The organism is Pandoraea captiosa, assembly GCF_902459775.1.
In the GTDB taxonomy this organism is placed as follows: domain Bacteria; phylum Pseudomonadota; class Gammaproteobacteria; order Burkholderiales; family Burkholderiaceae; genus Pandoraea; species Pandoraea captiosa.
Genome location: NZ_CABPSQ010000001.1, coordinates 1,179,874 through 1,206,821, shown reverse-complemented (window position 1 = coordinate 1,206,821; position 26,948 = coordinate 1,179,874). Strand labels below are relative to the sequence as shown.

Annotated in this window: 16 protein-coding genes; 11 read left to right on the top strand and 5 right to left on the bottom strand. The window is 63.6% G+C overall.

Annotated elements, in window-relative coordinates; translation table 11 throughout:
* Positions 1-63 precede the first annotated feature (63 nt).
* Positions 64-1,311 carry a GGDEF domain-containing protein gene (locus tag PCA31118_RS05045; RefSeq protein ID WP_150623472.1) on the top strand — a complete coding sequence of 416 codons (1,248 nt, stop codon included), beginning with the start codon at positions 64-66 and terminating at the stop codon, positions 1,309-1,311.
* Positions 1,312-1,353: 42 nt separating this feature from the next.
* Here the strand turns inward: PCA31118_RS05045 and PCA31118_RS05040 are convergent, their stop codons facing one another.
* Positions 1,354-2,142: a hypothetical protein gene (locus PCA31118_RS05040; RefSeq protein ID WP_246190063.1), complete on the bottom strand. Its 789-nt coding sequence runs from the start codon at positions 2,140-2,142 to the stop codon at positions 1,354-1,356.
* Between the two features lie 460 nt (positions 2,143-2,602).
* Between PCA31118_RS05040 and PCA31118_RS05035 the strand changes: the two genes are divergently transcribed.
* On the top strand, positions 2,603-4,078 hold the full coding sequence (locus PCA31118_RS05035; RefSeq protein WP_150623470.1) for a DUF1254 domain-containing protein: 1,476 nt from the start codon (positions 2,603-2,605) through the stop codon (positions 4,076-4,078).
* A gap of 75 nt (positions 4,079-4,153) precedes the next feature.
* Here the strand turns inward: PCA31118_RS05035 and PCA31118_RS05030 are convergent, their stop codons facing one another.
* Complete coding sequence (locus PCA31118_RS05030) at positions 4,154-6,940, bottom strand: autotransporter family protein (RefSeq protein WP_246190062.1); 2,787 nt, start codon at positions 6,938-6,940, stop codon at positions 4,154-4,156.
* Positions 6,941-7,226: 286 nt separating this feature from the next.
* Between PCA31118_RS05030 and PCA31118_RS05025 the strand changes: the two genes are divergently transcribed.
* A complete protein-coding gene (locus PCA31118_RS05025) occupies positions 7,227-7,622 on the top strand; it encodes a hypothetical protein (RefSeq protein ID WP_150623468.1) in 396 nt (131 codons plus the stop codon).
* Positions 7,623-7,662: 40 nt separating this feature from the next.
* Here PCA31118_RS05025 and PCA31118_RS05020 read toward each other — a convergent pair whose 3' ends face one another.
* Positions 7,663-9,210 carry an MDR family MFS transporter gene (locus PCA31118_RS05020; RefSeq protein ID WP_150623466.1) on the bottom strand — a complete coding sequence of 516 codons (1,548 nt, stop codon included), beginning with the start codon at positions 9,208-9,210 and terminating at the stop codon, positions 7,663-7,665.
* A 167-nt stretch (positions 9,211-9,377) separates the two neighbouring features.
* Positions 9,378-9,896, bottom strand: coding sequence for a MarR family winged helix-turn-helix transcriptional regulator (locus PCA31118_RS05015; protein WP_150623464.1), 519 nt, complete (start codon positions 9,894-9,896; stop codon positions 9,378-9,380).
* Between the two features lie 411 nt (positions 9,897-10,307).
* Here PCA31118_RS05015 and PCA31118_RS05010 point away from each other — a divergent pair, with 411 nt between their 5' ends.
* The 8 genes from PCA31118_RS05010 to PCA31118_RS04975 all read left to right on the top strand — a co-directional run bounded on the left by PCA31118_RS05010 (position 10,308) and on the right by PCA31118_RS04975 (position 25,856).
* Positions 10,308-11,225: an N-acyl amino acid synthase FeeM domain-containing protein gene (locus PCA31118_RS05010; protein WP_174990330.1), complete on the top strand. Its 918-nt coding sequence runs from the start codon at positions 10,308-10,310 to the stop codon at positions 11,223-11,225.
* A gap of 229 nt (positions 11,226-11,454) precedes the next feature.
* Complete coding sequence (locus PCA31118_RS05005; RefSeq protein ID WP_150623462.1) at positions 11,455-14,472, top strand: putative bifunctional diguanylate cyclase/phosphodiesterase; 3,018 nt, start codon at positions 11,455-11,457, stop codon at positions 14,470-14,472.
* A gap of 500 nt (positions 14,473-14,972) precedes the next feature.
* Positions 14,973-15,995, top strand: a complete 1,023-nt coding sequence (locus PCA31118_RS05000; protein ID WP_150623460.1) for a hypothetical protein — start codon at positions 14,973-14,975, stop codon at positions 15,993-15,995.
* A 270-nt stretch (positions 15,996-16,265) separates the two neighbouring features.
* Complete coding sequence (locus tag PCA31118_RS04995; RefSeq protein ID WP_246190061.1) at positions 16,266-20,354, top strand: DNA translocase FtsK; 4,089 nt, start codon at positions 16,266-16,268, stop codon at positions 20,352-20,354.
* Between the two features lie 404 nt (positions 20,355-20,758).
* Complete coding sequence (locus PCA31118_RS04990) at positions 20,759-21,982, top strand: ABC transporter substrate-binding protein (RefSeq protein ID WP_150623456.1); 1,224 nt, start codon at positions 20,759-20,761, stop codon at positions 21,980-21,982.
* A 229-nt stretch (positions 21,983-22,211) separates the two neighbouring features.
* A complete protein-coding gene (locus tag PCA31118_RS04985) occupies positions 22,212-23,090 on the top strand; it encodes a branched-chain amino acid ABC transporter permease (RefSeq protein ID WP_044455695.1) in 879 nt (292 codons plus the stop codon).
* 110 nt (positions 23,091-23,200) lie between these two features.
* Positions 23,201-25,081 carry a branched-chain amino acid ABC transporter ATP-binding protein/permease gene (locus PCA31118_RS04980; RefSeq protein ID WP_150623790.1) on the top strand — a complete coding sequence of 627 codons (1,881 nt, stop codon included), beginning with the start codon at positions 23,201-23,203 and terminating at the stop codon, positions 25,079-25,081.
* Positions 25,082-25,133: 52 nt separating this feature from the next.
* The gene (locus PCA31118_RS04975) at positions 25,134-25,856 is read left to right on the top strand and encodes an ABC transporter ATP-binding protein (RefSeq protein ID WP_044455696.1); all 723 of its coding nucleotides are present in this window, start codon (positions 25,134-25,136) and stop codon (positions 25,854-25,856) included.
* A gap of 82 nt (positions 25,857-25,938) precedes the next feature.
* Here the strand turns inward: PCA31118_RS04975 and acuI are convergent, their stop codons facing one another.
* Positions 25,939-26,925 carry an acrylyl-CoA reductase (NADPH) gene (gene acuI / locus PCA31118_RS04970; RefSeq protein WP_150623454.1) on the bottom strand — a complete coding sequence of 329 codons (987 nt, stop codon included), beginning with the start codon at positions 26,923-26,925 and terminating at the stop codon, positions 25,939-25,941.
* Between the last annotated feature and the right edge of the window lie 23 nt (positions 26,926-26,948).

Genomic DNA, 26,948 nt, shown 5'->3' with positions numbered 1-26,948 from the left:
GCGTGTCGCGCCCGGGACGGAAATGCCCCTCCGTCTGCCGCGACGCGTACGGGGGACGGAGCCATGGCTCTTGGTTTGTCGTTGCCGGCGTTGGATCTGCCGACACTACAGTTCGTGACCTTTCTGTTGAGCATTGCGACAGGCATTCTGTTCATGCTCGATGCCCTGCGGCGCGACGAAGCCGAATCTCCGCGATGGTGGAGTCTGGCGTTCCTGCTTGCCACATTCTCTCCCGTTCTCTATTTGCTCGCGGCGCGAAGCACGCAACTCGCCATCCTCTATCCGTTGGGCAACGCGGTGGCGACACTGGCGTTCGCGATGGTGTGGAGCGGCGCGCGGCGCTTTTACGGCCGTAGCGTGCAGTGGGTCGGCGTGTTCGGCGGTCCGGCGATGCTGCTTTGGGGAACCTGGCTGTTTGCCAGACCGCTGGGGGCGTGGAGTGGTGGTGTGTTGTTCTTCTCGCTGCTGGCGATTTATAGCCTGATGGCGGCCAAGGAGTTCTGGCAGGCGTCGGGGCCGCGGTTGCCCAGCAGCATCGTGCTGGCGGTCGTGGCGGTACTGCACGGCTCGTTTTACACGGCGCGCGCCGTGGCGCTCGTCTGGCTCGGGCCGCGCGACGCCCAGTTTCTCGCGTGGTTCGGCCCGCAGGTGTCGACGACTGAAATGCTCGTACTCATCGTGGTGGCGAGTTTCCTCATGGTGTCGTTGGGCAAGGAGCGTTCCGAGATCGCACTGCATCGGGCCGCGACGCGCGACGGCCTCACGCAAGCGTTCAACCGCCCGGAGTTCACGCGTCTGGCTCGTGAACAGCTCCGCCGCCACGCGCTCGCGCGCGCGCCCGTGGCGCTGCTGCTGCTCGATCTCGATCACTTCAAGCGCATCAACGACACCTACGGGCACCCGTTCGGCGACACGGTGCTGTTGTTGTTCGCGCGCACCGCTGCACAGCAACTGCGCTCGGACGATATCTTCGGGCGCTATGGCGGCGAGGAGTTTGCCTTGTTCCTGCCGGGCGTGGGCGCCAATGAGGCGCAGACGATCGCAGAGCGCGTACGTGAAGCGTTCGAGCGGGCGGCAAGCGTCGTGCAGGGCGAGCGGGTCGCGGCGACGGTGAGCATCGGTATTGCCTGCGATGAGCGTTCGCGCGGCGAATTGTCATCACTCGTGCAGCGTGCGGACCGGGCGCTCTATCAGGCCAAGGCGGCCGGTCGCAATCGCTGCGTTCGTTACACGCCGGAGACGGTGATGCCAGTTGTCGATCAGCGCGCCGACGTCACGGCGCCGGTACTGCGCGCAGCGGCGGGCGGTTGACGCGAGGAGGGCGCCGGGGCTCGGTCCGCGCCCAGCCTCCGCTCAGTGTCCGAACGTGAAGTTCAACCCCGCGAAGATTTGCCATTTGGGGACGTTGCCCGAATGCGCCACCGAATACTGTGGCTCGACAAAAGCATTGACGATCGTTTTGCCCATCTTCCACGCCTTGCCTGCGCCGAGGCCCACCGGAATGTAGTAGCTGCCGTGTTGCAGATCGAACGTCCAGGTCCCGGTGGAGCGCAGATACCAGCCCTCTGGCAGGTTGTAGATGATGAACGGCTGCCCCGTGAGTGTCTGCACCGTCGGCCGGTCGCCTTGTCCGGCAAAGGAGTGCTGCCACTGCACGAGCGCACCGAGCAATCCCGTCTTGCTCGCATGCACGCCAACTGCCGCCAGACCCGCCTGCCATTTGCCGGTGCCCAGCGATTTATCGGTCGCTGTGGGAATCGTCACCAGCGGCCCGACGCCGAACTCCATGGCAGCGCCTGGGTTCAACAAGAAGATGTCGAACAGGTTGATGTCGCCAAGCCCGGTCTTGTAGCCGCCGTTTGCGTCGGGGCGTGTGCTGATCGGTATGGTGCCGCGCAGGATCTGCGGTACAGGCACGATGCCATTCGGCCCCAGCGGCACCGTCGGGCGCAGGAGGAAATCGTTCGTATGCGTGTCGGTGCCGAAAATCGACGGCGTGTAGTAGTTCTGGACGTTGAACGACGCCGCTAGATTGAGCGGGTTGTTGCTCTTGTTGGCGTCCTCGGCGGACGTTTGCGCCTGTGCGCAAGTGCAGCCCGCAATCAGCATGCCCGTAACAAGACACCGGCGACTTAGCGTCATTACAGCCCCCCATTTCGTCGATTAGTTCATTAGTGTTGCGCCAATGGAGTCTGATTCTAGATTTGCCGGTGATGATTTGCGATGGTTATTTGATTTTAATGATTCGATGATAATAAAAATAATCACCGATGAAAATCAATGTCTGCCATGCGGTGCAGTGTTCGCGTTCCGGTCAATGTAGTTGTTGTCGATCATTGACGGCGAGACCTGACTGACGGCGCATGCGGATGGGTGCTGCGGGGCTGGAAAACCCCCGTCGGCAATCGATGTCGACGGGTGGTGACGTGAATGATGCGCTTTACGTCGGGATGCAATTGCGTCGTCCTGATTCGAGAATTGACATTTTCATCTGGCTAAAAGAACATCGAAATGAATTTGCAAATCGACGGGTAATTTAAATACTCATTGGTTCGCTTCGTTTCATTTTTGATCGTCTCCCCAAAGGCCGGAGGAATTTGCAATGCGTCGATTGAATCGTTGTCTCCTTGCACTGACGGTCGGTGGCGTTTTCGCAGCCAGTGGACCGTCGCGGGCTGCGGACGCCAATCCGTACCCGTTCAAGCAGGGCTATCCCACGCCGACGGCGTCGCAGCACGTGCGCGCCGACGAAGCATTGCAGCGCGCGATCATTGCGTACCGGTTCTGGTACCCGACGGTCTCGATGGAAGGCATCTACAACGGCAATCGCGCGGCCGGTATCGAAGACGGGAAGCAATGGGGTATCGCGGCCACAGGACCACGGCAGGTCGGCTTTACGTTGAATTCCGACACGCCGTATGGCTCGGCAGTGCTGGACCTTTCCGGCGGGCCGATGCTGATCGATTTGCCGCAAGGCGCTTTCATCGGTCTCGTCAACGATCACAATCAGGGCTGGGTCGCCGATCTCGGACTTCCGGGACCGGACGCAGGCAAGGGAGGCAAGCACCTGATTCTCCCGCCGGGGTATCAGGGCAAGGTCCCGGACAAGTCGGAGGGCTACTTCGTATCGCAATCGCCGTCGCTCAAGACCCTGCTGGCCATCCGCTCGATGCCGGTCGGTGGCGATCTGCCCAAGGCCATGGCCGCCTTCGAGACGATCAAGATTCAGCGCTGGACGCCACAAGGTGTCACGGGACCGGCGCTGGCCATCGTCGACACTTCAAAGGTCGCGCTCGACAGCTCGTCGTTGAAGTGGGAAGACAACTTCCAGTTCTGGGAGAAGCTCGACAAGATCATTCAGGAGGAGCCGATTCAGGGGAAGTACCTGCCGATGTACGGGTTGCTCGCAGAAGTCGGCATAGAAAAGGGCAAGCCCTTTACGCCGGACGCCCGCACGAAGGACCTGTTGGCCAAGGCGGCGCGTCTGGGACGAGACCAGATGCTGGTCTCCGCGTTCGACAGCCAGCGTGAGGGCATCAGGAACTGGCCCGATCGCCACTGGGAATGGGTGGGGTTGGTGCCGGGGACCGCACAGTTCGAGACGCCGGCAGGCATGGATCTCGACGCGCGCGACCGCTGGTTCGCGCAGGCGATCGTCACTTCGCCCGCGATGTTCAAGCGCGATGCCGGGGCCGGATCGCTCTACTGGCTGAGTGCACGAGACAGTCAGGGTGTCTATCTGGATGGCGGCAAACAGTACACGCTCACCGTGCCGCAGCCGGTGCCGGGCAAGCTTTTCTGGTCGGTCACGTTGTACGACGCCCAGACCCGCTCGCAGGTGCAAACCGATCAGGACAAGGCCGCCTTGCGCTCGTTGTTTGAACTCAAGAACATCGATACGAGCAAGCCGGTCGTGCTCTCGTTCGGGCCGAATCCGCCCAAGGGCGATGCGTCGCACTGGATCAAGACGGTACCGGGGCGCGGCTGGTTCGCGTACTTCCGGATCTACGGACCGGAGGCGGCGGCGTTCGACAAGACGTGGAAGCCGGGAGACATCGTGCGCGAATCCGCCCGATAGGGCAGGGCGGCAAGGAGGGCGGTGGCGTGGCGGGCTAGCGGGGAATTCGCGTTGGCGAACCGCTCCACCTGCCATTCACCACCGCCAGCGAAGGCCGAGGGTGGCCGATACGCTCTGCTGGCGCGTGTCGTCGAGCTGTGTGAGATAGGCGAGCGTGGCGTACACGCTCGCATTTTTGTTGAAGCGCCCTGCGACCCCGATGCCAAACTGGGCAGCCGTGCTGTTGACGCTGGAGACGATCGGTGTGGTGCCGCCGAAGATCGCACGGCCGTCGTTGCCGAACGTGTGCAACAGATTGAACAGAAGATAAGGGCGCAACAGGCCGCGCGCGCCATCGTAGTTGCCTTCCAGACGCGCACCGATGCGCGCCAGCCAGCTATTAGTACTGTCGAACGACACGGTGGAGACCGCGTCTGACAGGTCGTTGAGCGACTGATGCTGATAGACGATCTGCGCCTGTGGTTCGAGCGTCAGCGTCGGTGTCAGGCGGATCGGCCAGCCGGTCTCCAGCGATGCCGAGATGGCCTTGCCGTGCGTGCTCGTGTTCATACCGCTGACCGGCCTCGATTCGTATTGCATGGCAGAGCCCAGCACGACCGCATCGACGTACGCCATGCCCGGCATCACGTGTGTCCAGTACAGACCGGCGCTGTACATGTCCAATCCGAGCGAGCCCGTATGCGTGTCCATCGCGCCGAGGGCGCTGCCTTGCGTGTCGCCGTAGGCGCGCGTCCATCCGCCCAGTATCCCGATGTGGTCGTTGTGTCCGCTGTCCGTGCGACGCGAGACGATGTCGTGACCGACCTGCACGCCGCCGATGTTGCCGTCGAACTGCGGCGACACATCCCCTTTGGACCGGTACTGTTCGGTCTGGCCCCAGACACGGGCCCATGCGGCGCCCAGCCATCCATTCTCGTCGAGCAAGCCTTGCTGGCCTTGTCGCTCGTGAAAAGTCCCCATCTGGGCGAACCCCGCCACGCGGGCGATTTCCGGCATGGCCGAGTAGACCGGGACCTCCACGCGGTAGATCGGCATCGGCGTCGACCCTTCGGCGGCCGTGGGCGGACTGCCGATGGCGCCGACCGGGGAGAGCACGGTGCTGACGGTTTGCCCTGTGGTGGGATCGACGAAGGTGACGGTGGTTGCCACGGGCACCGTGGAGCGCAGGAACCAGCTGTCGGCGGTGCCGGGCGTCGTGCCGCCCTTGTAGAGATAGTAGGTGTATGCCCCCTGGCTCACCGGGCCGCTGAGCGCGAACGCGCCCGCGGCCGACGTGGTGCCGCCCACGGCGTTGACCATCGGGATACCGTTGCCGGTGGTGAGTCCACCAACGCCCCCCATATTGTTCACGGCGATGGTTGTGCTGCCGCCGAGGGTGCCGCCGCTCACCGTGAGCGGTGCGACCTTCGACGTGTCGTCGCCCAGCACGGTATCGATAGCGAGTCTGCCGTTCTGACCGGTGTAGTTGCCGGACACGGTCAGCGTGCCGTTGCCACTGCCGTCCCCGGGATGCACCGTGCCTGCATTGGTCAGGTTGCCCGTGAGTGTACCGGTGCCGGTGAGCGTGGCGCCGGAGGCGACCTGCGACGTTGCGCCGCCGAGCGAACTGTTCAGGCGGAATACGCCGCGCTGAAATTGTGCCGAAGTGAAGTCGCCGCTCCCCGTCCAGGTCCAGTCGTCGCCTTGCATGTTGAGCGTGCCGAAGTTGACGAAGGCATTGCTCGCGGTGCCGGTGCCTTGCAGATTGACGCGGCTCACGGCACTCGCGCCGCCGTTTGCCGTGCCGATGATCTGCGACCCCGTTTGCAGCGTGAGGGTATTGGATCGAGCGGCAGCGTTCATGGCGATGGCGGTGCCCACGTCACTCTCGATCAACCCGGCGTTGGTGATGGTGATCGTGCCGTTGACCGTACGCACAGCGAAGCCCTGGCGGCTGACGATCTGCCCGCCGGACTGGTTGACGATGGACGAGGTGAATCCCGAAGCGGTATTGGACACCACCGCATCGCTATTGATGCCGCGCGCTTCGACGTAACCGCTGTTGGTGAAAGTGTTGTTGTTTCCCTGCATGAAAACGGTGAACGACCGGTTCGATGCCGTGCCGCCTGTCGTGATGAGCGTGCCGCTGTTCGTCACCGTGCTTTGCCCGCCCACGACACTGATCGCGCGGCTGCCGCCGCCGTTGGCCGTGATGGTCCCGGTGTTGACGAAGGTGCTGTACAGGCCGAGACCGGAGGATTGCCCCCAGGCGGAGGTCATGCCGAACGCGTTCGGGCCGTTCACGGTAATGGTGCCGTTGTTGGTCAGCGAGCCGTGATTGCCGTTGATGGCCATGCCGTCGTTTTCGTAGCCGGACGTTGAAATGACGCCGGTGGAGGTGTTGACCAACATGTTGTAGTCGTGCGCGCCGAGGATGGCGGCGCCGCGCCCGGGCTGCGGCTGGTTGGTCCCGGTGATGCTGACCGTGCCTGCGTTGGTGATCGTGCTCGAAGAATCCACGGTGATGGTGGCGACGTCGGCGGTGGTGCGGTTCGATGCGACGCTGGCGCCCGACTGCACGTTGACGGCGACGCCCGTGCTGCCCGATTGCGCCGCCACGATACCCCCGGTCCCCCCGGTCGCCGTGCATGTCACCGTCATGCCGCTCGCAGGCGTGACATTGTCGCAGGCCGCCCGCGCTTGTGCGCTCAAGCAAAGCGATAGCGCGAGAATCATCGGCTTGAGCGGCAGCGGACATCGCACCGCGTCGACCGCTTTGTCGGATATGACGGATACGATGGATATGACGAATGGGGGCGTTGCAGAGGTCAGGGAGGCACGAGAGGATCGGGTGAGCCGAATCGCACGGAACGTGATAGTCATATCGTACTCCTAATAGTATTCAATGCTTAATCCATCGGTCTTGATTCAGCTGAATTCAAATTAGGCGTTTAATTCGCTTCCGAAAAATGTCGTCGTTGTATTTTTGTGAGTTGTAAAAAGTTGTTACGGATGTCTCGATATTCTTGGGAATCGAGATGCAGGTTTTTGAGGGTGATGGGATTTAAATCATCGTTGATGCCGGAGGGGGCGAAAGCCAGGCGTGGCGATGATTTCATGGCTCCTGTAAAGTGGCGGATCGCCCAATGACTTTGTGGAAACCTTTCTCATGCCGTCGTCCGTTCAAAATTCGCTACTCTGGGTCTTTGAACCTTTCGAACGCAACGAAACGTATTTGCGCAAGCGAATGTTCGGCTCGGAAGCCGCCTATGTGAATGGTCGGCAGTGCCTTGCGGTCATCGATCGGGACGCGCCATGGGATGGGTTGCTTGTTTGTACCTCGCACGAACATCACAGGTCGCTCATGGAAGAGATGCCGGCATTGCGCCCGCATCCCGTTCTCGGGAAGTGGCTTTACGTCCCGCAGTCGGACGTCGCGTTCGACGCGGTGGCGAAGCGGCTTGCGGCATTGGTGGTCGCGGGCGATCCGCGCATCGGCATCGAGCCGAAACCGCGCAAGCCGCGCGCGGCCGCCCACAAGCGCCCGCGCAAGCTGCCTGCCTAGGCGAGGGGCAGGGCAAGCCCCTTCGCGTCGAAGTGCCGCGTCAGTCTGCGGCGATATGCATCATCTCGTCGGCCTCGTCAGGCTTGCCCGTCGTTTTCTTTTTCATCCGGATGAACAGCAGCAGGGGCATGACGGCCACCGTCAGGAACAGCATCAGCCGGAAGTCGTCGAGATAGGCGATCATCGCGGCCTGTCGCGTCACTTCCGCATTGAGTGCCGCCATGGCGGCCGCGCCGTAGGTCTGCAAGTACGGCTCGATGCCCTGTGTAAATGGCGTAATCCGCTCGGACAGCACGGCGTGATTGACCTGGGTGTTCTGCGTGAGCAGCGTCTGCACGACCGAAATGCCGATACTGCTGCCGATGTTGCGCGACAGACTGTAGATCGCGGCGCCATCGGCGCGGAACTGGCCGGGGAGCGTTGCGAAGGTGACCGTCGTCAGCGGCACGAACACGAAACCCAGCCCAAAGCCTTGAATGACGCCCGGCCAGACGATGTCCGACGGGCTCAGCGTGAGCGAATATCCGGCCATCAGGTACAGCGAATAGGCCGTCAAGGCAAACCCGAAACCCAGCAGATAGCGCACGTCGACTTTGCCCACGAGGCGCCCGACGACCAGCATGGCGGCCATCGTCCCGGCGCCGGAGGGGGCCGTGACCAGACCGGTCAGAATGGCCGGGTAGCCGAACAGGCTTTGCAGCATTGGCGGGAGCAGCGCGCGCGTGGCATAGAGAATGATGCCGACCACGAAGATATAGATGACGCCGGTATTGAAGTTGCGGTCGCGTAACAGTGCGCGGTTGAAAAACGAATGTTCGCCTGCCGTCCATGTGTGAACGATGAAGTACGCGAAACATATGATGGCGCCCAGCATCTCCAGCCAGATTTCCGTCGAACTGAGCCAGTCCTGCTGCTCGCCCCGGTCGAGCAGCAACTGCAACAGCCCGATGGCCAACCCAAGCGTGACGAAACCCATGGCGTCGAATTTCCCTGCCTTTTGTTCCTTGGGCTCCTTGAGATAGGCCGCGATGCCGAGGAAGGCAATGAGCCCGATGGGCAGGTTGATGTAAAAGACCCACCGCCAGTTGTAGCTGTCGGTCAGCCAGCCGCCCAATGAGGGCCCGAGAATCGGCCCGACCATCACCCCCATGCCGAACACTGCCATGGCGGAGCCGTGCTTGCTCGGTGGGTTGATGTCGAGCATGGTGGCTTGCGACAGCGGGACGAGGGCCGCGCCGCAGATGCCCTGGAACAGGCGTGCCGCCACGATTTCGGTGAGCGAATGGGCCATGCCGCACAGCGCCGAGGCGATCGTGAAGCCGGCGACCGACCACAGGAACACGCGTCGACGTCCGAAGTGGGCGCATAGCGTGCCGGTCAGCGGCGTTGCGATGGCCGCGGCGACGATATAGGACGTCAATACCCAGGTAATCGAGTCCTGCGACGCGGACAAGCTGCCCTGCATGTGCGGCAGCGCGACGTTGGCGATTGTGCTGTCGAGTGTCTGCAACACCGTCGCCAGCATGACGGAGATGCTGACGAGCGCCCGGTGCTTGCCGGGATCGTCAGTTTTTGCGGGGGATGCCACGGTATTTCCTTTGGTGAATCGTCGTGCGAGCCGCGATGCACGTGAGCGGCGCACCCGACGGTGCAGTTCGGTGCAATGGCGTGATGCCTCGCCCGAACATCTTGTTTGTCGACCGGCTTGTCTTGCTCGTCTCCTGCCCTTGTTTCCTGTCCCTCTGCGTGTTTGCGCTAGTCCGGTGGCGTCTCCTGGTTCAGGCGGCCGGCGTCGCGCGTGCCGCTCGCGGGTTTCGCCGACGCGGGACCTTCGGCCTCGGCGCGTGTCAGGTTCGCCAGGACCTTGCCCAGCAGTCGGGAAAGCTCAGCGCGCTCGGCGGGGGTGAGGTCGGCCAGTGCGTCACGCTCCACTCCGTTCGCGAACGCCACGATGGTGTCGATCTTGGCTTCGGACGCCTGCGTCAGATAAAGCAGATGCGCGCGCTTGTCATGCGGATCGCGCTCGCGACGCACCAGCCCCTTCTCGCGCAGGCGGTCGAGCAGGCGCACAAGCGCCATGGGCGTGAGTTCCATGCGTTCGGCCAGTTCGGCCTGTGTCTGCACGCCATAACGGTGGAGCATGACCAGCACGCGACATTGCGCGCGTGTCAGGTCGAAGTTGCCCCGGGCACGCCGGTCGAAGCGCCGCGAATAAACGCGCGCGACATCGTGGACCAGCGTGCCGAAGCGGGAGGACCAATCGATTTTCGACATGGTGTCGTCTTGGCGTACAGATTGACTGAGCGGGTGGACGGAGGCGGCAGGGGCATCCCGTGTTGCCGCGGCCCATGGGCTTGTCGTCCGGTAAATTGATAAACAGGTTTAGCATTTTGCCAGAGTCACTCTTCGGACGGCAACTGTCGTAAATACGTGACAGCGAATCGGATCGGAGCGCTGAAGAAAGCCGATTCGTGGCGGTTTTGTACGGTGCGACGCGGGTTCCCGGGCGGTCGGCACGACGATTGGCAAGGGCGCGGCTGCGGCCCCATCGAGATGTGAAAAACGTAGCGAAAATAAGCACTTGACACTTCGCCTCGGCGGGTCAAGAAAGGCATTGTGCGGTGCACCGGAGAGAACGCCCGGGCACCGCACCAGCCCTTTCATTGACCTTAAGGAGTGTCAATCATGTTTGACCTTGCACAAGCTTCGGACGTCCTCTCCATCCCGCGCGCCGAATTCCCGAGCCGTAACCCTCACCCGGCAGCGTTGCCCGCTGCGGCTCGCGCGCCGGTGGCCGACTTGCCGCAGACGACGGCGTTGCGCGAGGAGCGTCTGCCTTTCGTCATCACGATTGCGAGCGACGAATCGTCGTTGCGCGACGCCGTCGCCATGCGTCAGGCCGCTTACGGGCGTCATCTGCCCGATCTCGCTGCCACGCTGAGCGAACCGGAGACCAGCGACCGGGAGCCGGGCGCCATCGTACTCATGGCGCGTGCCCGTCTGGATGGCGCCGTGCTCGGCACGATGCGCATTCAGACCAACCGCTATCAGGCATTGCATCTTGAGGATTCCGCACCGTTGCCGGCATGGCTGGATAGTGCGGCGCTGGCCGAGGCCACGCGTCTCGGGGTGGTGGCGGGCCCCGTGGGCCGTGTCGTCAAGACGGCGCTTTTCAAGGCTTTCTATCAGTATTGCCTGCTCTCGGGGATCGACTGGATGGTGATCACCGCGCGTCCGCCGTTGCATCGACAGTACGAAGCCCTGATGTTTACCGATGTGTTCCCGGGACAGGATCTGATCCCGATGGCGCACGTGGGCGGGATCGGGCACCGGGTGCTGGCGCTCGATGTCGCGCAGGCGCGCACACGTTGGCAATCGGCGGGGCATCCGTTGTTTGCCTACATGTGCCTGACACATCATCCGGACCTGCGCCTCGGTATGCCGGGCCAGAACGCAGAAGAGGAAGCGGTGAGCGTCGCAGAGCGGGGCCGCGAGGTCGGGCCGGTGCCGGTCGAAGCCAATGTTGGCGCGCATTTGCGGGATTTATCTTTTAGTGCCGACGAGGTACGATGCGTAGCAGCAGGCTTCAGCCTGGCGGTGTAATGCCGTTATGCGAATTAACGTTATCCCGTCGCATCCCGCAGGGGTTGGGGATGGCGAAGGCGGTGACGAGAAGTACGGGCAAGAGACACCTGACCGTGCAGGCCGAAGACCGGCCGCACGGGACAGGGCCGGCCCGGCCGGCAAGGTGCGCCGCAACGTGAGTTGCAAGGCGAGCCTTGTCCGGGATTCGACACGGGGGCGACCAACGAGATAAGGGCACAAGAGTCATATGGCGGGGGACCTCGGCAACGAGCGTGACGATCACGGCCGTAACACGAACGATTTCGCCGATGAGTTGAACGAACTCACCGGCGCGCGACGCCGTTGGCGCATTACCGCGAGACTCGACGAACTCTTTCGAAGCATCTCCCTGTATGCCGTGCCCGCGGCCATCATGCTGCTCTCGGGCATCGTGCTCCTGTTTCAGGAAAGCCAGTACGCCGTGCGCGGTGCAACGCCGGTGAGCTTTCAGGCGCAAGGCGATCTTCCCGCAACGTTCGGTCCGCCCATGGCGCAAGGCGCGCTGGAGCGTGTGTCGCCCGTGCAGCAGTTCAGTACCCATCTGTCCGAAGCGCCGGTCTGGTTCCGATTCACGGTGCCGCCCGTGGGAGGCGAGGAGCGCACCTTCATCGAATTCCCTTCACGTCACGCGCAGACGCTGGCGTGCTGGCGAAACCCGGACGCGCCGGCCATCGGCCGCGCCGACCGCAGCGGCGTGAGTGGGGCGATACGCGTGTCCAAAGCCGGTTTCGCCATCGATCTGGGTCACATCGTCGAGCCTGTCACGCTGCTCTGCCAGGGCACGTTCTCCGGCCCGGCACATCTGTCGCTTACCGCCTGGCCGGGCGCCGAGCTTCGTATTTCCGAGAAGGAATTTCATCGCAGCAACGGTCTGCTCGAAGGCGGTCTGCTCACGCTGTCGGCATTCGTGCTGGTCACCGCCATCATCAACAAGGAATGGCTCTATGTCCTTTTCGCGGCGTGGCTGATCGGCAACCTGCGGCTCGCGGCGAACTCCCTGGGTGCCGACACGCAATGGCTGGAGCGCGCCATTCCGATGGATTGGGATGCGCTCGTGCGCAAGGCAACGTTCGCGGTCTATTACGTGCTGACTTACTCGCTGTTCACGCAGTTGTTCAAGAAGGAACTGCAGCGCATTGGCTTGCGATGGATGGTGATGGTGCTGCAATGGGCTGGCGTGGTGCTGTGCTGCGCGGCGATCGCATTGCCTTATGCGCACTTCATCCCCGTACTGTGGGCGGTGGCGGCGCTCGGCATCGTGATCGTGCTGGTGTTGCTCGCGCGAATTCTCGTGCTGACCCGTTCGCGGGTCGCCGTCTGGTACAGCGCGTCGCTCGCCATCGTGTTGTTCGCCACATTTTCCGAAGTGATCGCAGCGGCCTTCAACGCCCGGGCGTTGTCGTCGGCGCTCAACAGTGTGACGGCAGCGCTGTTTTCGAGCCTGATGGCGGCACTCGCCATTGCCGAGCAGATGCGCATGGAACACAAGGGCAAGCTCGAAGCCCAGACCGAATTGCGCAACGCGTACGACGTCACCCCCGTGGGCCTGTTCACGCTCAACGATGAGGGTGTGTTCGTACGCGGAAACGCCGCGCTGCACACCATGCTGGGCATCCCTCATGCCGGCGCACGCACCTATCGCTGGGACCAGTACTTCGGTCAAAGCACCTGGCGCATGCTGCTCGACGTCGCACAGCACAGCGACGAATCCGAGCTCGAAATACTCTCGCTGCCACGCGACGACGGACGTGTGAGCCGCTATCTGGTCAAGGCGATCTTCTCGGACGGTCGCATCGAAGGCTCGTTGCAGGACATTACGGAACGTGCCCGCACGATGGAGCAATTGCGCTATCTGGCGGAGAACGATCCGCTCACCGGTGTCTCGAACCGGCGGGGCATCGAAAAGGCGCTTGGCGAGGCGATTCGCACGCTGTCCGACGACCGTCCGGCGGCGTTGGCCTACCTGGATCTGGACCGTTTCAAGCTCGTCAACGACCTGTTCGGGCATGCGGCCGGCGACGAAGTGTTGCGTCAGGCGTGTGATCGGATGCGTGCACGTCTGTCGACCGACCAGAGCGTTGGACGAACCGGGGGCGACGAATTCATTGTGGTCTTTCGCGACGCCACCATCAAGGAGGCCGCAGCAGTGGCGCGCCGTCTGGTCGATGCTATTGCGGGTGAGCCGTATCAGATCGGTGATCGCGCGTTTCAGGTGCGTGCGTCTGCGGGCGTCATCGAACTGACGACGGACATGCGCGTGCCGGACGCCATTTCGTCCGCCGACCGGGCTTGCCGCGAGGCGAAGAAGAGCCGACGCGAGCTGGTCGTCTACGAGCGCGGCGCGGCGGCGTTTCGCGAACGGCTCGCTGAGCTGCGTCTGATCGACGCGCTCGATGCCGGTCTCACGCCCAATACGCTCTTTCTCGAGATGCAGCCGATCATGGAGATGGCGTCGCCTGGCGAGTCATTGAACTTCGAGGTGCTGCTGCGCATGCGCGATTCGGACGGCAACATCGTGCCGGCGTCACGCATCATCAGTGCGGCCGAAGAGAACGGCACCATCGGCATGATCGACAAATGGGTGCTCACGAACACGCTCACGTGGATCGACGCCCACCGCGACCAGCTCTCGAAGACCCGCTTCGTGTGCGTGAATCTCTCGGGGGCATCGCTCAACGACGAGCATTTCGTGCGGGACATCTTCGCGACGCTTGCCGCGCACGAGCGCTCGGTGGGCTTGCTGTGCATCGAGATTACGGAGACGGTGGCGCTTCACGATCTGGACAATACCCGGCGCTTCGTCGACCGCATCCATCAGTTGGGCGGACGCATCGCGCTCGATGATTTCGGCGCAGGCTTCAGTTCGTTTTCGTATCTCAAGGACCTGGCGGTCGACGCCATCAAGATCGACGGCGCTTTCGTCAAAAGTATGGCGGCGCACCCCGCCAATCTGGCGATCGTCGAGGCTATCGTGGCGCTGGCGAAGAATCTCGGGATTCGCAGCGTGGCGGAATGGGTGGAAGATGCTTCGACGCTCGAAGCGCTCTCGGAGCTTGGCGTCGACTACGTGCAAGGTTTTCTGATTGCACGCCCGCAGACGCCGGAAGCCATTCTCGCCGCCGATTCCGCAGCGAGCTTCGTGCGCGATCCGCAACTCTCCGCCTTGCTCGTCGAGTTGGAGAAGTCCTTTTACCCGCGTCCGGGCGGGAGCGCCGCGCTGCACTGAGCGCGCCCAGTCGTTCAGGATCGCTGACGAACTGGCGGGGGCGCGATGGACCGGAAGCGTTCCCTGCGAAAGGCGCATCAATCGCGTTTTCCGGTTCAGCATTGTCTGTATTTCGCGCAATGCTGTATTTCTCACAAATTTCCTTTCCTTCCTGCCAGCGCAGCTGCAGCGGCCCGGAAACCCGCATGACGAGGGGATTCCGGTGTCAAGCATGTCGTTCCTCAACTGCGCTTGAAGGTAACTCAGCGTAAGATTTCCAACTGGAATAAATCTTGTCCCCGGCAAAGTCCGGGTGGCAGAATTTATTCATCGACGTGATGGGGCAACGTCTTCATGCGATTTGTGAGCCGGTTCGCGAGCTTGGGGGCACGCGGCGCAGCACCGCTTACAAAGACTCGGCATTTGATCGACACGCGATACGTAACCATGTAACGGGGTTAGGACCGTCCGTCCAAAAGGCGAGTGCGGCGCAACCAGAACACCTAACCAGAACAACGACAATGTTTTCGACCTTACTCAAACTCGTCTACCGTCACAGCCATACGGCCAAGTGGCGGCACAACGAACGGTTGTGGCCGCATGCGCGCATCGAGCGCGATGCGATGGGGGCCATCCAACGATTCACATGGCGCGGGCGCCATGTGCCGCTCGCCGGTCGCGCGGAACTGCAACGTCTGCGACGCCTGCCGTGCCACATCATTGCCAGCGGGCCGTCGATCGCCGAGATCGACTACGAGGCGCTGCCCATGCATCACGTCATGGGCGTGAACGGTGCGATTGCGCTGAGCGCCCGTGCACCGGTCAAATTCGATTACTACTGCATTCTCGATGCCGGTTTTGTGCGTCAGCGGCCTGACCTCGCGCGCCGCATCGTGGCGCGCGACCTGGTGCTGTTCGTGACGCCGGTGGTGCTGGCGCGCCTGCTCGATATGTTTCCCACATCGGCCTTCGGCTGCCGCGTTTATCTCGTCGACGATATTTTCAAGCGCGGCCTGGAGGCGGCGCGCACGACGTCGACGCTGCGTGGCGACGCACGGGTTGCGGCCAGCGCATCGTTCCTGAGCGACGACAGCCAGATCGGCTTCAGCTTCGACATCGATAACGGATTCTTCCACGGCGGCACGGTGGCGTATTTCGCGTTGCAGGTTGCCACGTGGCTGGGCTTTACCGAGATGTACATGCATGGACTGGACCTGCGCGATGCCTCGCAGACGCCGCGTTTTTACGAGACGATGCAGACCCGCGCGCCCACCCGTCTGGACGCGGAATTCACCACGCTTATCGAACCGTCGTTCCGTCACGCCGCCGAAGTGTTGCGCGCGCGCGGGGTGCGCGTCGAGAACCTGTCGCCCACGAGCGCACTCGGCGCGGATATCTTCGCCAAGGTCGACTGGCGCTCGCTGCGTCGCCGGAACCTGAGTCTGGTGGTGCCGGACGAGGCGTTGCCGGTCGCCGCGGTCGAGCGTGTGGCGGTGGACGCCGTGACGACATTGCGTCCCACGGGAACGCACGGTCGCGCATAGCGCATAACGGCCGCGCATAACGCTCACGCATGACGGTCGAACATAATGCAGGGCCCCGGCATGCCGGGTGCGCAAAAGTCCGTGCAGTCGGGCCGCCGAGGGGGTGACCTACCTGCTACAATCGCTCTCCGGGTTTTCCTGAAGCAATGAGCGATTATGGGGTTTGGCTGGTTCGGACTGTCGACGTTTTGGTTGCTGGCGTTGTGCTGGCCTGGCGTACGGGGTCTGCTTGGCGGTGAGATAAGAATCTTCGGCCCCGGCACGCTCCGTATGCTGTTTGGCGTTCCGCTCACGATGGTGTCGAGCGCCACGCTTGCTGCGCTCACCGGCGCAGACAGCACCACTGCCGGAGGCAGCGTCGGCCAATCTCTGGCACACGGCATGCAAGTTGCGCTTGGTAGCACGCTCGCGATGGGCGTTGCAGGTTTTGTCCTCCTTTTTTCCCTTCCCCTTGTCTTCGGCACCACCTGGTGGGGCATGGTCTCGCGCGGTCGAACGACCGGCGAAGATGACGATGCGGCGTCGTTGGAATCGCGCGATTCACGTGAGTCGCGTTTCGACACCGTTGCACGCGAGCCGGTACGCGGCCTTTCGCAGATGTCGTTCGACGCTGCAGAACGCGGCGAGCGAGGGGGCTTCACGCCGACACTTGGTCAAGGTCATCACAACGTTGGCAGTCTGACGCAAGAGCCGGTGCCCCGCCGCCGTGGACTGGCTGCGCAGCCGCGCTGGAAGTTGACGGACGAAGAGCGCGCGAGGCTCGACGCCATGCAGCCGCCGCCATTGGCCGTTCGCGGTGCCCCGCGCGCCGAACCGTCCTTCGGTAGCAGCGCACGGATTCGACCGACAGGGAAGGGGGCGCCGGCCGGACGCTCAGGCGCGGCAATCGGCGCCACGGTGGGCATGGCGGGGGCTGCCGCGACAGCTGGTCATGCCACCGGCGCGACCCGTGCTGTCATGCCGCGTGGTACTTCCGCTGGCACTTCATCCAGCAGTTCACGTGACACTTACGCGACCGGCCCGAGTCGCGGCGATGCCCTACGCATGACCGAATTCGTTCGTGCCGAGCCGGGGTTGTCGTCGCGCGAACCGCGCGTCACGGCGCCTCACGGCGCGTCGGGCTCACCTTCGATGCCGTCTGCCGCGATACCACGTGCGACGTCTGCGGCGGCGGCTTCAGGCGCAACGGCGGGCCCCACCGTGGGCACAACGTCGCCCATGGATCCTTTGCATTCGACATCGATTCCGGGCACGACGGGCTATCGACGTCCGGTCGGCATGGCCCCGGCGCACTTGCGCGGCACGGTCGTACATAGCCCGTTTCGCAAACCGCAGTTGGGACTGGAAGATGTTCCTCCGCGCGGTGCGCCGCCGGTGGCGCCGCGAACTCAGGCGCCCATCGATCGGACGACAGAATCCGCAATCCTTAATACAAGTGTAGCGGCGTCCGCCGCGCAGACATCCTCTGCGACACCCGACGCCGTCTCCGCTTCATTGCCGGGCGCCGGCGTGGCAAATTCGGCCGCCGGGTCCGTCATGCGGGGTGCGGCGTCATGGTCCGCAGCGGATGCCGCCACGCCGTTGTCGTCCGACGTTTCCGATTTCTCGCCCATCGACTGGTCGGTCAACGACATCGATGCGTCGCCCGTCGAATCCACGTCGCAAGCATCGACCTCGGAGATGCGCGCTCAGGAGGCGGAAGCCGCGCGTGTGGCGGAGCAGGCACGTATCGAGCAGCGGGAACGAATCGAAGCCATGGCCGCGCTGCGCCACGAAGCCGAGGCACTGCTTCGCGATCTGCGTCAGTGGAGCCGTACCGATGCTGCCGAGGCGGGCGACGTGACATCCGCCGAGCCGACGCCAGCGCCTGCGCGAAGTGATGTGACCGAAATTGGCGTGGCGCCGGTGGAAGGGGACGCAGTGAGCGCAGGGATCGGAACGAGCGGAGGCGGCGAAACGGTCGCAACCGCCGGTGCGATGGGAATGACCCAACCGGCGCCGTCTACCGACCCGATCGCACCGACTGCGCCATCCACTCAGTCGGAAGGGCTTGCGATGGGAACATCGCTCGCGCCGGAGGATGTCCTCAACCTGCCGCCGACAGTGCTCTTGCCGAAGTCCGCCGTCGCGGCGTCGTCATCGTCATCGTCATCGTCATCGTCATCGTCGTCGGCGGCGGCGACAGTACCCCTTGCGCGCACATCGGCCGCAGTGCCGTCGCGCCCCTTCGTTTTTGCCGACGTACTCGCGAGTGTCGTTGCCCATGACGCGCCGCTCGAACGCAGCACGCCGACCCGGACGACCGTTCCGCCCGAATCGGAATTCGCGTCTGCGGCACAGCCGCCGGTCATCGAGCCGACGTCGGCGCCTGCGACCACGCCATCGCTGGTGACCACGGTGACCGAAGCGCCGTTCGACGTCGCCCACGAACCGCCGCCGTTCGACGTTGCCGATGCATCGGAAGTGTCCGACGTGCCCACGAGCCCCAACGATGCTGCTGCTGCTGATGATGCTGCCGACGTGTCCGAGGCCAGCGAAATCGACGGCGCCGTTGGCGATCCTGCACCGTCGTCGAAGCCGCACTACGTGCTGCGTGCCGACGGCACATGGGCGCGTGCCGACGGCGTGCCGATGACGAGCGAGGAAATCACGGCGCGAGGGAATGTCGCGCCGCAGACGAGCGCACCGTCGACGCCGGCCACATTCGCGTCGCCTGCCGTGTCGCCCCCGTCGTCCCCGTCGTCCCCGTCGTCCCAGTCATCCGTGCCGTCCGTGCCCGCGATTCCCTCTTTTGGGGCGGTGTCTCCGGCCGCCCAACCCGCTGCAAATTTTGCGCCGGACGCGCCCTACGAACTCCCGCCGCCGCGCGTGGCCATCGACTACGACTTGCCCGCGCTGGATTTGTTGTCACCGGCGACCTCGCAAGACGTCGCCAACGTCGTTTCCGACGAAGCGCTCGCCGCTGTCAGCCAGTTGATCGAGCAGCGCCTTGCGGAATTCAAAGTACCGGTCACGGTCGTCGGGGCGTCCGCCGGGCCGGTGATCACGCGCTTCGAAGTCGAACCCGCCGTCGGCGTGCGCGGCGCGCAGGTCGTCGGGCTGATGAAAGATCTGGCGCGGGCGTTGGGTGTCACGTCGATTCGCGTCGTCGAGACGATTCCCGGCAAGACCTGCATGGGACTTGAACTGCCCAATGCACAGCGTCAGATGATCCGACTGTCCGAAATTCTGACAGCGCCGGCATTCGATGCGCATCGTTCGCGCCTCGCGCTGGCGATGGGCAAGGACATCACCGGCGAGCCGATCGTGGCCGATCTTGCGCGCGCGCCGCACCTGCTGGTGGCGGGCACGACCGGTTCAGGCAAGTCGGTGGCCGTCAACGCCATGATTCTGTCGTTGCTGTACAAGGCGACGCCGGACGACGTGCGCCTGATCATGATCGATCCGAAGATGCTCGAACTGTCCGTCTATGGCGGTATTCCGCATCTGCTCGCCCCCGTTGTCACCGACATGAAGCAGGCCGCGCACGCGCTGAACTGGTGCGTAGGCGAGATGGAAAAGCGCTACCGCCTGATGTCGGCCCTCGGCGTGCGTAATCTGGCCGGCTACAACGAGAAGATCGACGCGGCACGTGCTGCCGGCGAGAAGGTGAGCAACCCGTTCTCGCTCACGCCGGATGCGCCCGAGCCGCTGGATCGGTTGCCGTTCATCGTGGTCGTCATCGACGAACTGGCCGACCTCATGATGGTGGCGGGCAAGAAGATCGAAGAGCTGATCGCACGACTCGCACAGAAGGCGCGGGCGGCCGGCATCCACCTGATTCTGGCGACGCAACGCCCGTCGGTGGACGTCATCACGGGCCTGATCAAGGCGAACATTCCCACGCGTGTGGCGTTTCAGGTGTCCTCGAAAATCGACTCTCGCACGATTCTCGACCAGATGGGGGCGGAATCGCTGCTCGGCCAGGGCGACATGCTGTTCCTACCTCCGGGCACCGGATACCCGCAACGCGTGCACGGCGCGTTCGTGGCGGACGACGAGGTGCACCGTGTCGTTGAGCACTGGCAGCAGTACGGCGAGCCGGATTACGACGAAGCCATTCTCGCGGGAGATCCCGCGGACGCTGCCTCGGCCGACCTGTTCGGCGACACGGGCGGGGACGCCGAGGCCGATCCGCTGTACGACGAGGCTGCCGCGTTCGTGCTGAACTCACGGCGCGCGTCGATCTCTGCCGTGCAACGGCAATTGCGCATCGGTTACAACCGTGCGGCGCGACTCATCGAGCAGATGGAAGCGGCGGGACTCGTCACCCCCATGGGGCGAAACGGCACGCGCGAAGTCGTCGCGCCGGGCGACTGATTCCGCGAATAATCGCTCTCGCTTACAACTCCCTTACGACCCGTCACCCGAGTCGAACTCTTTGGCACTCCGTGCCGTTCTCCAGACACGCGCCGTACATGGGCGCGTGCCGCTAAATTGCTTGGAAACCCGCATCAAATGGTGCTAACGGGGCGCAAACCCGCGTCCCCGTAGGGGTATTCCCGCCTTTGCGGGCGAAACTCAGCGATCACATAATCGGCGCGCTAGGTTGGTCGTTCGACGCGTGCTTGACGGTATCGCCCTGATACGAATTACAAGGACCGGGGCGGTGTGAGGGGGGCAGTATCCCGTGAATCGCGCATCCACGGCAGGGCCTGCGACACCAAGGAAAATCGCAGCAGAAAAGCGTCATATCGAAACGCATCGCACCGAAGGAGACCCTTATGCAATTCCGATTCAAGCTCATGGCCGGCGCCGTGGCGTTCGCCCTGTCCGCCTCGATGGCGATCGCAGCCGATCCGATCAAGATCGGCGTGTCCGGCCCGTTCACCGGCGGTTCGTCGTCGATGGGCGTGTCCATGCGCGACGGCGTGCGTCTGGCCGCAGCGGAAATCAACAAGTCGGGCGGCGTGCTCGGTCGTCAGATCGTGCTGGTCGAGCGTGACGAAGAGGCCAAGAACGAGCGCGGCGTGCAGGTCGCGCAGGAACTGATCAACAAGGAAAAGGTGGTCGCCACCGTCGGCTACATCAACACCGGTGTTGCGCTCGCCTCGCAGCGTTTCTATCAGGACGCCAAAATTCCGGTGTTCAACAACGTGGCCACGGGCACGGTCATTACCGACCAGTTCAAGCCGCCCCAGTACCCGGACAACTACGTCTTCCGCAACTCGGCCAAGGACAGCATTCAGGCGCCGATGATCGTCGAGGAAGCCATCACGCGTCGCGGCTTCAAGAAGCCCGCCATTCTCGCCGACTCGACCAACTACGGTCAGCTCGGTCGTGAGGATCTGGAAAAGGCGCTCAAGGCCAAGGGCATCACGCCCGTCGCCGTCGAGAAGTTCAACATCAAGGACGTCGACATGACGGCCCAGTTGCTCAAGGCCAAACAGGCAGGCGCCGACGTGATCCTCACGTACGGCATCGGCCCGGAACTGGCGCAGATCGCCAACGGCATGGGCAAGCTCGGCTGGAAGCTGCCGATCGTGGGCAGCTGGACGCTGGCGATGGCGAACTACATCGACAACTCGGGAGCGAACGGCGAAGGCGCCCGTATGCCGCAAACGTTCATTCAGGAACCGAATACGCCCAAGCGCAAGGCCTTCATCGACGGCTATCTGGCCATGTTCAAGCCGAAGAACAACCGCATCGATTCGGCGGTCTCGGCAGCGCAAGGCTACGACTCGATCTACCTGCTGGCCGCGGCCATCAAGCAGGCGGGCAGCACGGACGGCCCGAAGGTGCGCGCAGCGCTGGAAGACCTGAAGACGCCGGTCGAAGGGGTGGTCACGACCTACGACCGACCGTTCACGCATGACGATCACGACGCCATCACGGCGAACATTCCGGTGTTCGGTGAAGTCAAGGGCGGTCGCGTCGTGTACGCGTACGACGCCGATCTGAAGGCCGGCAGCAAGGTTCGCGAGAAGGCAGCCACGGCTTCCAAGTAAGGCGTCTTTCGTCCCGGCGCTGCATTTTGCAGCCATGACGGGTGAACGACGGCGCGCGTCGTCTTCGTTCCGGTGCCTCGACCAAGGGCACCGGCGCGGGGCGGGCGCGCTGTCTTCACGCCACCGTTGCCCGCCGCCGGCACTCGGGACCGGCGTGCGGCACACGCATCGAATGCCTCCCGAGCACCGTTCGTAGGCTCGTAGGCTCGCACTCGCGAGAGAGGACCGCATGACCATCCTGATTCAACTCATCTACAGCGGTATCGCGCTGGGGATGATTTACGCCGTGATCGCCTTCGGTTACCAACTGACGTTTGCGACGTCCGGCACCCTGAACTTTGGCCAGGGCGAAGCGCTGATGCTCGGCGCACTGGTCGGCCTGACGCTGGTCGACACCCTCGGTCTGAACTACTGGCTGATGATTCCCATCGTCTGTCTGTTCGGCCTCGTCCAAGGCGCTTTCGTCGAGCGCATCGGCGTGAAACCTGCACTACGCATCAAGTCGGAATTCGGCTGGATCATGTCGACCATCGCACTGGGCATCATCTTCAAGAACGTGGCGGAAAATCTCTGGGGCCGAGATGACCTCAAATTCCCGTCGCCGCTGCCCGAAGCCCCGATCAATCTGATGGGCGCAAATGTGCTGCCCATGGAACTGCTCGTTGTCGTGGGCGCGCTGCTCATGATGGCCGCCGTCGAGTTCTTCAACCGTCGCTCGATTTACGGCAAGGCCGTGGTGGCGACCGCGAACGATCGCGACGCCGCCGGTCTCATGGGCATCAACACCAGTCTGGTGATTACGTTCTCTTATGCGCTGTCGTCGATGGCCGCGGCGTTTGCCGGGGTGCTCGTGGCACCGCTCACGCTGACCGGCGCCACGATGGGCGCCGTGCTGGGGCTCAAGGCGTTCGCCGTGGCGATTATCGGCGGCTTGTCGAGCGGCATGGGCGTGCTCGTGGGCGGCGTGATCCTCGGCGTGGCCGAGACCACGACCGCGTTCTACATCTCGACCGGCTACAAAGACGTGCCGGGTCTCGTACTGCTGCTGCTCGTGCTGGCCGTGAAGCCGGCAGGCCTGTTCGGCAAGACCGCCATCAAGAAGGTGTAACCATGACCGCACAGACCTCCACTGCACGCGGGGCCGGCGATCTCGGCGGCCTGCGCGCGACGACCAAACTTGCCGCGATCGTCGGCATCGTCGCGCTGTTCGGCTTCCCCATGGCCGTCAGCAATCCGTATTACATCCACATGATCGAGACGATCATGATCTACGCGATCCTGCTCTTCGGGCTGGACATCGTCGTGGGTTACACGGGGCAGGTGTCGCTCGGCCATGCAGGGCTGTTCGGCATCGGCGCCTATGTCGCGGGCGTCTTTTTCGCCAAGCTCGGGCTCACGCTCTGGCTGGCGCTGCCCGCGGCGATTCTCGTCACGGCGGCGTTCGGCGCGGTGCTGGCCTTGCCCGCACTGCGCGTGATCGGGCCGTATCTGGCAATGGTGACGCTGGCGTTCGGCACCATCATCCAGATTCTCATCAACGAGATGGACTTCCTCACGTCCGGGCCGCTGGGCATCAAGCTCACAAAACCGGTCATCGGCGGGCATCCCATCGACGAGGTCGAGTACTACTGGATCGTTGCGGTGCTGCTGTTGCTGAGCATGCTCGTGGCACATCGCATTCTGAAGTCGCACCTCGGCCGTGCGTTCGAAGCGCTGCGCGATTCGCCGGTCGCATCGGACTGCATGGGCGTGTCGGTGTATCGCTACAAGGTGTATGCGTTCGTGATCAGCGCCGGTTTCGCCGGGCTCGCGGGCAGCCTTTACGCCTACTCGGAGCAGTACATCTCGCCGAACACGTACAACTTCGAGCTCACGATCCTGTTCCTGCTGGCCGTCATCATGGGCGGTCGCAAGACCCGCAGCGGCTCGTTGCTCGGCGCGGCGATCATCGTGTTGCTGCCGCAGTTGCTCGACGACATCAATGTCTTCCGTATCGTGGCGTCGCTCATCGCCGTGGTCACGACCGTTGCGGCCATCACGGGCGTGGCGCGTGCCCGGACCACGCTCGCGAAGGCCGCCGTGCCTGTCATCGGCACGATCGCACTCGCCGGCGTGACCTGGTGGCGCGAGAGCATCACGGACTGGCGTCTGACGATCTTCGGTCTGATGATTCTGTTCGTCGTGTACTACCTGCCGGACGGCATCATCGGTTTCCTGCGCTCACGTATTCTGCACCGCCGCCGCACGCTCACCGTCTCCGCCACGCAAGTGGACGATTCGGCCGCCGGCAGCAATGACCCGGTACTGGCAGAGGCAGCGAATGGGCCGGAAGAATTGCTCAAGGTGCGCCAGTTGCTGATGCAGTTCGACGGGCTCAAGGCGCTCAACCAGGTCGATCTGACCGTCAAGCGCGGCACCATTCACGGCCTGATCGGCCCGAACGGCTCCGGCAAGAGCACGATGATGAACGTGCTCACGGGCATCTACGTGCCCACGGCGGGCAGCATCGAGTTCGCCGGCGAGTCGCTGGCGGGGCGTACGTCTGCCGACATTGCGCTGTCCGGGGTGGCGCGTACGTTCCAGAATGTGCAGCTCTTCGGCGAGATGACTGCGTTGGAAAACGTGCTCGTCGGTCTGCATCACACGTTCAATTCGACATTGGTGGATGTCTCGTTGCGCCTGCCGCGATACAAGCGCGAGGAGGACGGCGCGCGTGCCCGGGCCATGCGGCTGCTGGAATTCGTCGGGCTGGCGTCGCTGGCGGACGAAGAGGCGCGCAACCTGCCGTACGGGAAGCAGCGTCTGCTCGAAATCGCGCGCGCGTTGGCCCTCGATCCGCGTCTGCTGCTGCTCGACGAGCCGGCTGCCGGTCTGACGGCGCCCGACATTCGCGAGTTGCTCGCCATCATTCGCAAGATTCGCGATCACGGCATCACGGTGATTCTCATCGAGCACCACATGGATGTGGTGATGAGCACGTGCCAGACCGTGTCGGTGCTGGACTTCGGCCAAAAGATCGCCGAAGGTCTGCCGGCGCAGATTCAGGCCGACGAAAAGGTGATCGAGGCGTATCTGGGCGGTGCATCGACCACGCACTGACGCACACGACCGAATCGACGAATAGACGAATAGACGGAAAAACGGAACTCCTATGCTTTCCATTCGTAATCTGCAAGCCGGCTACGGCAAGGTGCAGGTGCTGCACGGCATCGATATCGATGTGCCTGGCGGCCAGGTCGTCACCCTCATTGGCTCGAACGGTGCGGGCAAGACGACGACCATGCGCGCCGTGTCCGGCATGATCAAGCCGTCGGCGGGTGAGATCACCCTCGGCGAGAAGCGTATCGACGGGCTCGACTCTCATCGCATCGCCAAGCTGGGATTGGCGCACTCGCCCGAAGGGCGGCGCGTGTTCGCCACCATGTCGGTGACGGACAATCTTCGCCTGGGGGCGTTTCCACGTCTGACCGGCAGTCGGCCGCGCGGCGATGTGGCCGCCGATCTGGACCGCGCAATGGACTTGTTCCCGCGACTCAAGGAGCGGCGCAATCAATTGGCGGGCACGCTCTCGGGCGGCGAACAGCAAATGCTGGCGATGGCGCGGGCGGTCATGCTGCGCCCGGATATCGTGCTGCTCGACGAGCCGTCAATGGGACTGGCGCCGATTCTGGTCGACGAAGTGTTCCGCATCATCAGCAATCTGAAAGCGGAAGGCGTGACCATGTTGCTGGTGGAACAGTTCGCCGCCGCCGCTTTGGCCGTCGCCGATTACGGTTATGTGCTCGAGAACGGCAGCATTTCCGTGCATGGTCCGGCGCAAAGCCTGCGCAATGACGATAAGGTGCGTGCGGCCTATCTGGGCGGAAGTCACTGATCTCGGCACTGGCGTCCGTGCCAACAGCATGGGCGACCGATCGACGGATCGGTCGCCCATTGTCATTTGCGGCCGCGCGTGTTCAGCGATTGACGTCGACGACCACGCGCCCGTGGATCTCTCCCTTGACGATGCGTTGACCGACGGCGATGGCCTCCGCCAGGCCGACGTCATGTGAAATGCCGCCGAGTTTCTGTGGCTCCAGATCGCGCGCAAGCCGCTGCCATGCCTCTTCGCGCAACTCACGCGGCGCCATGACACTGTCGATGCCATGCAGGGTGACGCCGCGAAGAATGAAGGGCGCCATGTTCGCCGGGAAATCCATGCCCTGCGCGAGACCGCAGGCCGTGGCCACACCGCCGTAACGCAATTGTGCGATGGCATTGACCAGCGTGTGGGAGCCGACGGCGTCGACCACCGCTGCCCAACGTTCCTTCTGCAACGGCTTGCCCGGCTCGGAGAATGCGGTGCGGTCGATGACTTCCGCGGCGCCTAGCGATTGCAGATAGTCTGCCTCATGCAGCTTGCCGGTGGAGGCCACCACGCGATAGCCGAGCGAGCTGAGCAGTGCGATGGCGACCGACCCAACCCCGCCGGATGCGCCCGTGACGAGTACGTCGCCATGGTGCGGCACGACGCCGCTGCGCTCGAGCGCCATCACGCAGAGCATGGCCGTGTACCCGGCCGTACCGATGATCATCGCGTCACGCGGCGTGAAGCGCTCGGGCAGTCGCACAAGCCAGTCGCCACGCAGCCGGGCCTTCTGCGACAGGCATCCCCAATGCGTTTCGCCAACGCCGTAACCGTTGAGCACGACACGATCTCCCGCGCGCCACGCCGGGTGCGACGATTCGAGCACGGTGCCCGCGCCATCGATGCCGGCGACCATCGGCCATGTCCGCACGACGGGCGCCTTGCCGGTGATGGCAAGGCCGTCCTTGTAATTGATGGTGGAGTAATCGATGGCGACGAGGACGTCGCCACTGGCGGGCAGCGCATCGTCCTGCAATTCGGTCACGGCCGCTTGCGTCGTGCCGTCGGACTGCGTCAACAAGATTGCCTTGAACATGCCTGGGTGTCTCCGATTTTATG

Bases quoted from the DNA above. Each gene is read 5' to 3' on its own strand.
- PCA31118_RS04980 (WP_150623790.1), top strand. From the start codon at position 23,201: ATGGCCGTCAGCAATCCGTATTACATCCACATGATCGAGACGATCATG.
- PCA31118_RS04990 (WP_150623456.1), top strand. From the start codon at position 20,759: ATGCAATTCCGATTCAAGCTCATGGCCGGCGCCGTGGCGTTCGCCCTG.
- PCA31118_RS04995 (WP_246190061.1), top strand. From the start codon at position 16,266: ATGCTGTTTGGCGTTCCGCTCACGATGGTGTCGAGCGCCACGCTTGCT.
- PCA31118_RS05030 (WP_246190062.1), bottom strand. From the start codon at position 6,940: ATGACTATCACGTTCCGTGCGATTCGGCTCACCCGATCCTCTCGTGCC.
- PCA31118_RS05010 (WP_174990330.1), top strand. From the start codon at position 10,308: ATGTTTGACCTTGCACAAGCTTCGGACGTCCTCTCCATCCCGCGCGCC.
- PCA31118_RS05035 (WP_150623470.1), top strand. From the start codon at position 2,603: ATGCGTCGATTGAATCGTTGTCTCCTTGCACTGACGGTCGGTGGCGTT.
- PCA31118_RS05045 (WP_150623472.1), top strand. From the start codon at position 64: ATGGCTCTTGGTTTGTCGTTGCCGGCGTTGGATCTGCCGACACTACAG.
- PCA31118_RS05000 (WP_150623460.1), top strand. From the start codon at position 14,973: ATGTTTTCGACCTTACTCAAACTCGTCTACCGTCACAGCCATACGGCC.
- PCA31118_RS05025 (WP_150623468.1), top strand. From the start codon at position 7,227: ATGCCGTCGTCCGTTCAAAATTCGCTACTCTGGGTCTTTGAACCTTTC.
- PCA31118_RS05005 (WP_150623462.1), top strand. From the start codon at position 11,455: ATGGCGGGGGACCTCGGCAACGAGCGTGACGATCACGGCCGTAACACG.
- PCA31118_RS04975 (WP_044455696.1), top strand. From the start codon at position 25,134: ATGCTTTCCATTCGTAATCTGCAAGCCGGCTACGGCAAGGTGCAGGTG.
- PCA31118_RS05040 (WP_246190063.1), bottom strand. From the start codon at position 2,142: ATGACGCTAAGTCGCCGGTGTCTTGTTACGGGCATGCTGATTGCGGGC.
- acuI (WP_150623454.1), bottom strand. From the start codon at position 26,925: ATGTTCAAGGCAATCTTGTTGACGCAGTCCGACGGCACGACGCAAGCG.
- PCA31118_RS05015 (WP_150623464.1), bottom strand. From the start codon at position 9,896: ATGTCGAAAATCGATTGGTCCTCCCGCTTCGGCACGCTGGTCCACGAT.
- PCA31118_RS04985 (WP_044455695.1), top strand. From the start codon at position 22,212: ATGACCATCCTGATTCAACTCATCTACAGCGGTATCGCGCTGGGGATG.